Annotated in this window: 7 protein-coding genes; 5 read left to right on the top strand and 2 right to left on the bottom strand. The window is 40.2% G+C overall.

Annotation, left to right across the window (positions count from 1 at the left end; genetic code table 11):
• Positions 1 to 116: 116 nt before the first annotated feature.
• Positions 117 to 848, top strand: coding sequence for an acyl-CoA desaturase (locus tag BLR84_RS22200; RefSeq protein ID WP_090472455.1), 732 nt, complete (start codon positions 117 to 119; stop codon positions 846 to 848).
• A gap of 7 nt (positions 849 to 855) precedes the next feature.
• Here the strand turns inward: BLR84_RS22200 and BLR84_RS22195 are convergent, their stop codons facing one another.
• Positions 856 to 1,620: a DeoR/GlpR family DNA-binding transcription regulator gene (locus BLR84_RS22195; protein WP_090472454.1), complete on the bottom strand. Its 765-nt coding sequence runs from the start codon at positions 1,618 to 1,620 to the stop codon at positions 856 to 858.
• A gap of 284 nt (positions 1,621 to 1,904) precedes the next feature.
• On the opposite strand from BLR84_RS22195, the gene BLR84_RS22190 reads away from it, so the two are divergent.
• Positions 1,905 to 2,492: an RNA polymerase sigma factor gene (locus BLR84_RS22190; protein WP_176852128.1), complete on the top strand. Its 588-nt coding sequence runs from the start codon at positions 1,905 to 1,907 to the stop codon at positions 2,490 to 2,492.
• Positions 2,493 to 2,546: 54 nt separating this feature from the next.
• Here BLR84_RS22190 and BLR84_RS22185 read toward each other — a convergent pair whose 3' ends face one another.
• Positions 2,547 to 4,946 carry an ABC transporter permease gene (locus tag BLR84_RS22185; RefSeq protein ID WP_090472452.1) on the bottom strand — a complete coding sequence of 800 codons (2,400 nt, stop codon included), beginning with the start codon at positions 4,944 to 4,946 and terminating at the stop codon, positions 2,547 to 2,549.
• Between the two features lie 346 nt (positions 4,947 to 5,292).
• Here BLR84_RS22185 and BLR84_RS22180 point away from each other — a divergent pair, with 346 nt between their 5' ends.
• The 3 genes from BLR84_RS22180 (at position 5,293) to BLR84_RS22170 (ending at position 12,107) form a co-directional block, all read left to right on the top strand.
• Positions 5,293 to 6,507, top strand: a complete 1,215-nt coding sequence (locus BLR84_RS22180) for a FecR family protein (protein ID WP_090472451.1) — start codon at positions 5,293 to 5,295, stop codon at positions 6,505 to 6,507.
• Between the two features lie 218 nt (positions 6,508 to 6,725).
• Entirely contained in the window at positions 6,726 to 10,250 is a 3,525-nt protein-coding gene (locus tag BLR84_RS22175) for a TonB-dependent receptor (RefSeq protein WP_255367021.1), read from the top strand.
• A gap of 15 nt (positions 10,251 to 10,265) precedes the next feature.
• Positions 10,266 to 12,107, top strand: a complete 1,842-nt coding sequence (locus BLR84_RS22170) for a RagB/SusD family nutrient uptake outer membrane protein (RefSeq protein WP_255367020.1) — start codon at positions 10,266 to 10,268, stop codon at positions 12,105 to 12,107.
• Positions 12,108 to 12,131: the final 24 nt, after the last annotated feature.

The raw sequence follows: 12,131 nt of genomic DNA, 5'->3' as shown, positions 1-12,131 counted from the left end.
CGTCGAACGCAAAGAATAATTCATTTTATCCTTCTCTGTTTTTTCCGATCATTAGGCCATGCGTTCGTCATTAAAGCCGATGAACTGACGGTGATTAAATCACATTAGTTTATTTTATGACGATCCTTATTTTTTTTATTGCGCATTGGTTTTTGTCTTTGTTTTTTCAAACCTTCTTTCAACACCGTTATGCTGCCCATCGAATGTTTACCACAAGTAAAACTGCCGAACGGGTATTTTATTTAATGGCTTATTTTTTTGAGGGGGCTTCTTTTTTAAACCCGAGGGCTTATGCCATCATGCACCGCGAGCATCATGCTTACAGCGATACCGAAAAAGACCCGCATTCTCCCCATTTCTTTACAGATATTTTTCAAATGATGAAGGCCACTATTATAACATTCCGTGATCATTTAAAACGGACAAAAGACCCCGAAGCCAGGTTTTCAGGCAATTATCCTGAATGGCCGTTAATTGACAGGATAGGTTCTTCCATACTTTCCAGGTTGTTGTTCGGGGCAGCATACACTTGTTTTTATATTGCTTACGCCAGCCATTGGTGGATGTTCCTGCTTTTGCCAATACATTTTATGATGGGGCCACTTCACGGGGCTATTGTGAACTGGTGCGGTCATAAATATGGTTATACTAATTTTGATAACAACGATCAGTCAAAAAATACTACCCCATTTGATTTTCTGATGTTGGGAGAATTATTCCAAAATAATCATCACAGGCACCCGAATAGCGCTAATTTTGGTACAAAGTGGTTTGAGATAGACCCGGTTTACCCGGTGATGAAACTGATGCATTGGATGCGCATCATTAAATTGCGCAAAGCTTTTTAAACAATAACTAGGCTATGGTAACGGTAACACCGGCGCTTTCCAGTGTATTGACCACATGATCCGATACCTGATCATCGGTAATGATCTGGTCTATTTCATCAATGTTACATATTTTACCAAAACCGCGTTTCCCGAATTTGGTTGAATCGGCCAGTACGATAGTTTTGTTGGAGATGGCCATCATTTGTTTATTCAGGTGGGCTTCCATAGCATTGGTGGTGGTAAGGCCGTATTCAATATCAATACCATCCACACCCAAAAACAACATGCTGCAAAAGAAATCTTTCAGAATGTTTTCTGCATAAGCACCCATTACCGATGATGAGCTTTTTCTGATCATCCCACCCAGTTGCAATACTTCAACCCCAGGAGTATGGATCAGCTCGATAGCTACATTTAATGACGAGGTGATAACTGTAAGGGCTTCCCTGGCTTGTATGCTTTTTGCAAAAGCCTGTATAGTTGTACCTGAAGCCAGGATGATGGAATCATTAACCCCAATGAGGCCGGCAGCAGCAGCCCCGATGCGCATCTTTTCGGTCGAATTTATTTTTTCTTTTTCATTTACCGGCCTATCAGAAGTGTAAGGGTTACTTTGTGTAGCACCCCCATGCGTACGGAAAAGCAAATGTTTTTCTTCCAGATATTTCAGATCCTTCCTGATAGTTACGGATGAAACTTTCAACTCTTTACACAGGTCAACTACTTCAACATAGCCTTCCTTTTGCATTTTATTGATAATATACTGGTGTCGTTCTGTTAAATTGATCATAAGTCATCAATCAAATTTATATGGCCAAATTACGCATTATGAATATCAAAAGTTTAATAAAGTATACGATTACTGATATAACAAAAAAGGAATAACCGCTTAGTGCAACATGATTTGCAACTGTTGTATATCATGTTAACTTTAACTTATTGTTAGGCTACTGTTTTTAATGATTTTTTTCTGGTAGTGTTAATGTAGTGGTATTTAAATATAAAAGTGAATAGTAATATCAGAAATTCCTGTCTATATTTAGGTCCCAATTAATTATAAACGTAAATAGTAAAGTGCATAAAATTATTAACAGTAATCAAATTCAGCAATTGATTGCAGGCGAAGAGTCTGCATTTGATGCTATCTATGAAATGTACTGTGAAAAAGTTTACAGGCTGGCATTCAGGTTTTTAAAAGATAGAGAACAAAGTGAAGAGATTGTTCAGGAATGTTTTATAAACCTTTGGACGAGCAGGGAGAAACTGAACCCGGAAGGAAATATATGGCTGTACATTTATGTAATTGCCAAAAGATTATCATTAAATGCACTAAGGCAAATTTGCCAATCGAGAGAGTTTGCAGATAAATTGATCGGTCGTGTAGTAACGATACATAACGATACAGAAGAAGATCTGCTGGTGAATGAACTGGAACAGTTTACAGAAAAGATCATTAATAAATTACCAAAGCAACAGCAATTGATATTTAGGTTAAGCCGTGTAGAGCACCTGTCGCACAAAGAGATAGCTGATCAATTACAGATATCGCCCAATACGGTAAAAAATCACATGGTTGAGGCGCTCAAAACTTTAAAATCTCATTTACAATATTCTGACCTCATCTATTTTTTAGCTTTGGTTTTATCAATCCATAACTTTTAATAAGGTGTTGTTTAAATCATTTCTGCAAATCTGATCAAGGTATCCTCTCAATTCTTACTCACTTCTTAAACTTTTTACAGGATTAGCTAATGCTGCTTTTATAGATTGGAAGCTTATGGTAAGCAACGTGATCATAACCGCTGCCAAACCTGTTAATGCAAATACCCAGCCCGATATAGTAGAACGATAATCATAATGCTGTAACCAATTGTGCATCAGGTACCATGCAACCGGGCTTGCGATCAATAAAGAAATAATTACCAGCCTTATAAAGTCAGTAGATAACAAACGCCACAGGTTGAACACCGAAGCCCCTAAAACTTTACGCACTCCGATCTCCTTTACACGTTGCTCGGCCATAAATGAGGCCATCCCAAATAATCCCAGACAGCTGATAAATATAGCCAGGCCCGCAAAGCAACTTGCCAGTGTGCCTATACGTTCTTCGTCCTCAAATTTTTTGGCATATTCCTGATCAACAAATTGGTAATTTAAAGGTGTTGATGGGTCATATTTCTTGAAAATTGCTGTGATTTTGATGAGTGCATCATGGGCACTCATTTGTGGATTAATTTTTAGGTTGATATTTGATAGGTGTTGCCATCTTGGTAAATAGAAAAAGGTTTGCTGAGCGGTTTCATATGCCGAACGATTAACCATATTTTTCACTACACCAATAATTTTAAACTTTCCATTACCAATCCACTCAATGGTTTCACCCACCGGGTGTTTAAGCCCCATAAACTTTACTGCCGCCTCATTAACAATAAATCCTGAAGAATCTGATAAGTAGGCCGGATCGAAATCCCGCCCTTCTTTAATTTTCCAGCCTACGGTTTTTCCAAAATCAGAAGTAACGGCCATACTTACAAATTGCTCCTGAACACCGGGGTCTTTGCCGCTCCAGTTAAAACCGCCGTTATTAGTATATACTGCTGTAACAGGACTTTCTGATTCAGACACGCTGGTTACCGCCCTGCTGGCCAATAAATCATTTTTTAGAGGTTGATATTGTTTTTTAATATCATCGGTTTGAAGGTTTACATTGATTAAATTATCGCGATTATAACCAACCGGGCGGTTTTTAGCAAACTGGATTTGTTGGAAAACAACTATGGTACCTATTATCAACACTACAGAAACAGTAAACTGTACTACTACTAAAATTTTGCGTGGTATAGCCGCCAAACGACCTACTTTAAAAGTACCCTTTAATACTTTTACCGGCCGGAATGAGGATAAATATAATGCTGGGTAACTGCCAGCGATCAACCCTGTTAATAAACTAAAAATAATGCCCAGCGCCCAGAATAATGGGTTACTCCATAGTATGCTTATTTTTTTACCTGCAAGGTGGTTAAACTCAGGCAGGCATAATTGAACTATTAATAATGATAACAGGAAAGCCAAAAAAGCTATTAAAAGCGATTCACTAAAGAACTGGGTAATTAACTGGCTTCGAACAGAACCGATAGCTTTGCGGATGCCAACCTCTTTGGCTCTTTTTTCGGAGCGTGCGGTGCTCAGGTTCATGAAATTAATACAGGCAAGCAGTAGCACAAATACCCCTATTATGCCAAACATCCATACATATTGAATACGCCCTCCGGTATTGATTCCGTTTTTAAATTCACCATACAAATACCAACGGCTCATGGGTTGAAGAAAAAGCTGAGATTTATACCGGGCATCGTTATTGTGAGTACTGGTAAGTGCGTTCAGTTTTAGGTTTTTAATTTTAACTGACACCTGGTTTATATCAGCATGATCGGCAAGCTGAACATACGTTTGAAACCAGCTTGCTCCCCATGGGTTATTAAACCGGGTAGCATATTTTTCATGTATAGCCAGCATTTGCCATGGAGCTATAAAAAAAAGATTACCGAATGAGGAGTTGACAGGCAGATCTTCATAAATACCGGTTACTTTGGCATTTGTTTCTTTATCTATCTTAATCGTCTTATTCAACGGGTCGGTATCTCCGAAAACAGCTTTTGCGGTTGTTTGTGAAAGCAGAATAGACGTAGGGTCGTTTAAACTATTGGCGGTGCCTTTCAATATTTTTAACGACAGCATGTCGGTAACGGCCGGTTCCATGTAATTTCCTTGTTGGGTTACACTCCTTTCGCCATAAGTTAAAAGATGATCATTTGTCCAGGATGTTATAATAACATGTTTAAATAAGTCTCCGAAGTTATCGCGTAGTGCGGGTGCCAATGGCAATGCCGATCCTCCTCCTGTTTCTATTTCATTATTGACCCATGCATTATCCATTACTTTTGCAATGCGATCCGCATTTTTAAAACTGGTATCATATGACACTTCATCCCAGATCCATAGCCCGATCAATATGGCTACAGCCATACCGACTGCAAGCCCACTAATATTGATCAAAGAAGAAAACTTGTTTTTGATCAAATTTCGTTTGGCGATTTTTAAATAGTTCCTGATCATATAGGTTTTATTAAAAAATGATAATATCAAGTATAGAGGAAATGGAAGCCGGTTTTACTATGTCCTAAAGGTAATTTAGCTCAAAGTACGGTTGTGGGTTCAAACAAAATGCCATGTTTTAAATATCTTATTATTAGTTAGTTATAAAATTAAGCAAGGATCAAATGTTCGTTTTTGATACAGCGGTTGTTCGATATTGGACTTTCGATATACTTGCCCGGAATGTACTCAGGAACAGATGATTGTTTATGATGGCTAATTTTTTTTATTTCTGACTAGTCCTATCGTATAGTTAGTGTGTTCTCTACATACTAACCCCGTTCTGGGGTGCTATAAACCATAAAATATGAACAAGGATAAACTCGAGCGTTTATTGCAACAATATTTTAACAATACCATAACTGATACAGATTGTATTGAGCTGCTTGATTATCTGCGTAATAATGATCCCGACGAAATAGCCAAGACAATAGATGAGCGATTGCTGATGCTTGAAGAGGGGCCGGAATTCAATCGTTTTCAGGCTAAAAAAGTTTTGGAACGCATTAAATCCGATGCCAGGTTCATAAATCAAGCCGCCGAACCAGAGGATAGTAAACCTGTTAGTAAATGGTATAATAGTTGGATAAAGGTTGCGGCTATCCTTATTTTTTTTAGCGCTGTTGGCTTTTATTTTTTATTTAACAGATATAGTAAAGTAACAGATCAAAATAATTTGGCTGTAGTTAAATCTTCTGAAATTTTACCGGGTAGTACCAAAGCAACCCTTACACTGGCCAATGGAAAAGTTATTTCACTAGACAATGCAGCTGATGGGATGCTTACAAAATCGGGCCGGACAGTGGTTAATAAAGCTCATAACGAAGGACTTGTTTACAACACGCTGGCCGATAATAACAAAACAACCGCTAATACCGATACTATATATAACACTTTGACCACTCCCCGTGGAGGTGAGTATAAAGTAAAACTGCCTGATGGTACTAATGTGTGGCTAAATTCTTCATCTTCTTTAAGTTACCCGGTTGAGTTTGCGGGTAACGAAAGGTATGTGAAACTTACCGGTGAAGCCTATTTTGAAGTCGCTAAAAATAAACATAAGCCCTTTTATGTGTGTACCAATAATAACGTATGTGTGAAAGTTTTAGGTACACATTTCAATATCGCGGCCTATAATGATGATGCGGAATTCACTACTACTTTGTTAGAAGGCTCTGTTCTGGTTACAAAAAATAGTAAACAACGTTTATTGAAACCCGGCCAGCAGGCTGTAGTAAAAAATAATACCGATTTGATTAATGTTTCTGACGCCAGCATCAATCAGGTGATGGCCTGGAGAAACGGGTATTTCGTATTTAATGATGATAACATCAGCACAATCATGAAAAAACTGTCGCGCTGGTATGATGTGGATATTGAATATCGCGGCAACTTTGAGAATTTGCGTTTTGGCGGTACATTTTACCGCTCCAAAGGAATTACAGAGTTATTGAATAATCTGGAAAAAATAGGAAACGTACACTTTAAAATTACAGGAAGGAGGATCATAGTTATGCAATAAATCTACATTCCCATTTCTCACTTATTATTATCTGGAAGTAAACCAGGAGCGTTTCGGACCGCCCCTGGTGTCAGCCTTGATCCGGCTATGACAGATAATGAAATTAATTGCAGCGAATACAACCACTTAATTAATAAACTGACATTCAAATGTATAAAAATTTTACTGCATTTACTTGCGGCAAACAACGTGGGCGCCTATATAAACCTGTGCTTATCATGAAACTAACCCTAATTTTGCTAACGGCCACCTTTTTACAGGTAACAGCAGCAACTTATGCGCAGAAGGTTACATTGAAGGCCGAAAAAAGCAATCTGAAAGAAGTATTTGAGCAAATACAAAATCAAACAGGATACGATTTTTTATATAACTCAGATGATCTGAAGTTTGCCAAACCGGTAAGCCTTGATCTTAAAAATGCCTCTTTAAAACAGGCGCTTGATATGTGCTTTGACAACCAATTACTCACTTATGTAATTGAAAATAAAACCATATTAATTAGTAAAAAAACCGGTCAGAACGATAATATAAAGCCCCCGAAAAAGATTACGGGAAAGGTTACTGACAATAAGGGTTTTCCTTTACCCGGTGTAACAATCAAAGAAAAGGGGACAAGAACGGGTGTTGTGACCGACAATAATGGAAATTATACCATTAATGTTAGTGATGATAATGCCATACTTGTTTTCAGCTTTGTTGGTTTCGTAACGCGCGAGATACCGATTAATGGTAAACCACAAGTAAATATAACGCTCGAAGATAACCCAACGGATCTGAACGAAGTTGTGGTGGTGGGTTATGGTACGCAAAGAAAGGAATCGGTTACAGGAGCCATTACCTCTATTGGCACTAAAGATCTGGTGCAATCGCCAACTGCAAATTTGAGTAATGCCTTGGCAGGGCGTTTATCAGGTTTAACAGCTATTCAAACCTCAGGAAAACCAGGCGATGACAACTCAACCTTATACGTGCGTGGCGTTGGAACCTATACGGGTGTAACCGCTCCGCTTATCATGGTTGATGGTGTTGCCCGTGATACCTATAACGATATTGACCCTAATGAGGTTGAAACGGTGAGCATATTAAAGGATGCTTCTGCTACCGCGGTATATGGTGTTCGTGGTGCCAATGGTGTTATCTTAATAACCACTAAACGAGGTAAGGAGGGAGCTCCCAAGGTAAGTGGTACTGCCCAAACGGCTATATCACAATTCTCCAGTATGCCCAACTTTGTTAATTCATATCAATATGCTTCATTATTAAATGAGCAGAGTTATGAAAATTACTGGATACAACATTCCCGCGATGGAGATGTAAAAACATGGAATGACTTTGCTCAGAAAAGAGATGCTAACTGGGTAAAAGAAGCCACGATCTATTATTCTCCCGAAGATCTGAAATATTATCAGAATGCGCATACGCCAACTGTTGGTGGCAAACCCAATCCTTATTATGATCCGTATGGTCACCCGGATCAGGATTGGAAAAAACAGATCTTTAATAAGTTCACGCCGCAAACTCAGTACAACGTAAATATCACAGGCGGAACACCGTCAGTAAAATATTTCGTATCCCTGGGCTATCTGAAACAGGGCGGCTTATTTAATACGGATTATATGCCATTTGGCGATGACATGCAATTCAAGAAAAAACGCTACAATTTACGTTCAAACCTCGATTTTGATGTCAATAAAAACTTCAGGGTATCGGTTGATATTGCAACGCAATACGTAACGGTAACGGGTATGGATAATGACGAGTATACCTGGGAAAAACGTATCCTATGGTCTTCGCCACTTGGATCGCCTGGTCTTATCAATGGTAAATTTGTTGTACCGTTTAGCAATCAGAACGAGCAGTTGAACCCACTATACGCTATAGCCAATAGCAACAATTACAACATCAATACCAATAGTACTTTAAATTCTTCCATCAAATTAACGCATAAGCTTGATTTCCTGGTTGAGGGATTATCAGTAAACGCGCGGGGAGCCTATGATAGTTATTTCCAGGATCGTTCATACGGAAAATATACACCGCTACTATATGGCGTACGACCAAATCCTAATGGCGACAAATTAAACCCCATTCTGGTGCAGCTCACCAACGATGTAGCGCCGATGCGGTCAACCGATTATTATACCGGAAAATGGCGCAAGCTATATGGAGAGTTCTCTGTTAACTACAACCATACTTTCGCAAAAAAACACGCTGTTACAGGCCTGATACTGGCTAATGCCGAAAAACGATACGACCCAACCTATGTACCCGATCTTCCGCATGCTTATGAAGGCGCTGCTGCAAGGGTGACTTATGCTTATGACAACCGTTATCTGGCGGAGTATAACATGGGCTATAATGGATCGGAGAATTTTCCCGAAGGTAAAAGGTTTGGCTTCCTGCCGGCTTATTCATTGGGATGGATAGCCAGTAACGAATCCTTTTTTCCAAAAACGGACTATGTAACCTATTTGAAAATCAGGGGAAGCTTAGGAAAAGTAGGTAATGATGGTATTTATATACCAGGCAGTAATCCTGCACAGTTGGCCCGCTATCTGTATTTACCAGATACCTGGAAATATGGGGATAGCTACACTTTCGGAACATTAAATGATCGTAACAGTGTACAGGGAGCCATGGAGAACGTATTAGGAAATCCAAATGTTACCTGGGAGGTTGCCACCAAATCAAACATCGGTTTGGAAGCGCATTTGTTTAACGAGCGTGTTTCTATCACCTTTGATCACTTTAACGAACATCGTAAAAATATCCTTTCGTATAGGGGCAGCGTTCCTGGTATTGTTCAGGCAACCCTACCCCCTTACAACCTGGGTGAGGTGAAAAACTGGGGTAATGAGTTGGAGATCTCCTATAACAGTGCCCCTGGAAAATTTACCTGGTGGGTAAAAGGAAATGCCTCAACCAACAAAAACAAGGTTATTTTTAAAGACGAGGCTATCGCCCCGGGACAGGAGTATAACGCAGCTACAGGTCGCCCCATCAATCAGGGATCATATCTACAGGCTGATGGTTTATATACCTCATGGTCGCAATTATATGCTATGGACGGTAATGGAAACCCAATACTGTCAAGCCCTGTAAGAGCTTTGGATAAAAGTGGAAAACCTTATGTAAATGCTGCAGGACAACCGGTTTATCAGAAAGACCTGGGTTATGCAGGAGCTCCACTACAACCAGGAGAGGTAAGACTGGTTGATGTTAACGGCGACGGTATCATCAATGAAAAGGATTATGTGCGAACCGGCAAAACGGATATTCCTGAGCTTAGTTATGGCCTGTCATTCGGTTTCAGCTATAAAGGGTTCGACTTTTCGGCCTTATTGCAAGGTGTTGGCGGAGTGGCCAAATACGCTATGCAGGAGCTGCACTTTAACAAACAGCAGTCACTTTTTGATGTGGATTTGAACCGCTTTACGCAGGAGCGGTATGATAATGGCGACAGGATCGACTTTCCTATTGCTGCCTATAATCAGGCGGCGGCTTATAGCACTTTTTTCCTGAAAAGCACCTCATATCTGCGATTGAAAAATATGGAGATAGGGTATACCCTCAAGCCAAGCTTCTTGAAGAAGGTAGGTATTAAATCCGCTCGTTTTTATGTGAATGGATTAAACCTTTACACGTGGTCACCTAATAAAATATGGGGCGATCCCGAAAACTTAGGCTATATCGGTTACCCGCTAACCCGAACTTATAACGTGGGTTTAAATGTTAATTTTTAATCAATTAATAGCTAAATGATGAAAAGAATAAATATAATCATATTGCTTTTTGTGGGGCTGATAAGTGGTTTGGCTTCAACAAGCTGTAAAAAAAGCTTTCTGGAAAAACCCAAAGGAGGATCAGTAACCGTTGATACTATTTTTGATAGCAAAAACCAGGCGCAATACGCGATAGCAGAAATGTATTACCTGTGCGTAAGGGGGTATTTTCCTCAAACCTATGATGGTTGCCGCCCCGAAGCCATAACAGACCAGCTTTATATCATACACCCGGCCTATGACTGGGCTTCAAATACCATTGGTACAGGATCATACATAACCGGAAACATGAGCGCTGATGCTAGCTGTGATTACGGATTTGGATCAGATAATGGTTCGGGATATGGCTGGCATTATAAAGGCATAAGGCAGGCCAACCTGGTGTTAAAAAACATCAATAAAGTTGCCGATGCCGATGCCAATTGGAAAACAGATGTAAAAGGACAGGCTCTTTTTTGCCGGGCTATACAGCATTTTGAAGCATTCAGGTATTATGGCGGTATCCCCATTGTAAACAAACCTTTGGACGGAGATTCAAAGATCGCAGTACCCCGCAGTTCTGTGCAATCTGTAGTTGATAGCGTAGTTAAATGGTGCGACCAAGCCGCAAGTATGCTGCCTGCTACACGTGCATCTGCCGATTTTGGAAAGGTTACCAAACTAGCCGCTCTGGCTTTAAAAGCCAGGATATTGTTATATGCAGCAAGTCCGCTTTATAACACACCTGCCAATTTAAAAGCTGAAGTATCAGGTGCCCGTTTTGGGGATAGCCGCGATACCGTATTGGCGTATCCGAGCTATGATCAGGAGCGTTGGAACAAAGCTGCCAAAGCTGCTAAAGATATAATAGACAACGCAGGAGGTGCTGGGGTATCGTTATTCAATACAGGGAAGCCTTTAACTACAGGTGAAACTTATGCCACACTTGGCGACTATGAATCGGTATGGAATGTGTTTGCTAACCCGGAACTGATATTAGTGAACACAGCCAACCAGGCTGGCAGTGGTTTTGTATGGGGTCAGTATTTATCATCAAAACTGCGTTTGGCTCAATGGGGGGTGAAAAATAATGTACCTGTTGAGTTTATGCAGCAATATGAAAAACTGGACGGTACCAAATGGACTTTGCCAGCTACCGGCGCCGATCTGCCGGTTGATATTAAAGCGCTTAATCTTGACCCCCGGTTTTACCAGACCATTGCTTACGACGGTATGTACTACAGCAGCCAGCGCGGTGTTTTAGCCTATTATAAAAAAGGGGATTATTCAACTGATGGTAATTTGGCCAGCAGTGATGCCGGGGTTGACGGTTATGCCACAGAGGTTTACAAGTTTGTTGCCCGTGTAGATAACATGACCGATAATCACTTGGCCTGGCCGGTATTTCGCTTAGCTGAATTTTATTTGAGCTATGCAGAAGCATTGAATGAATACCAGGGGCCGGGGGGCGATGCCACCAACTATCTTAACCTGATCAGGAAAAGAGCCGGGATGCCCGAAAAACATCCTGCCGATGCCGGGTCATTCAGGGATGCTATTCAAAATGAACGTACTATAGAATTAGCCTATGAAGGTCATCGGTATAACGACCTTAACCGTTGGCTAAAGGCAAAAACAGTGTTAAATGGCACTTTGCACGGTATACAAACTACCGCCAGGAAAGGTACAGATGGGCAATTAAAACGAACCTGGCAAACTGTGCCTTTTGTTACAAGGATATTTCCTGCAAAATACTATTACGTCCCGTTCCCAAGCAAGGAGATCAGTTTAAGATATCTGGGTAATAAGAGTTGGGATGGACAAAATCCGGGGTGGTAATCAGCTATACACATTAACAAGTAA

It is taken from the genome of Mucilaginibacter sp. OK268, from assembly GCF_900103125.1.
Lineage (GTDB): Bacteria > Bacteroidota > Bacteroidia > Sphingobacteriales > Sphingobacteriaceae > Mucilaginibacter.
This window is presented reverse-complemented; position numbering and strand designations above follow the sequence as displayed.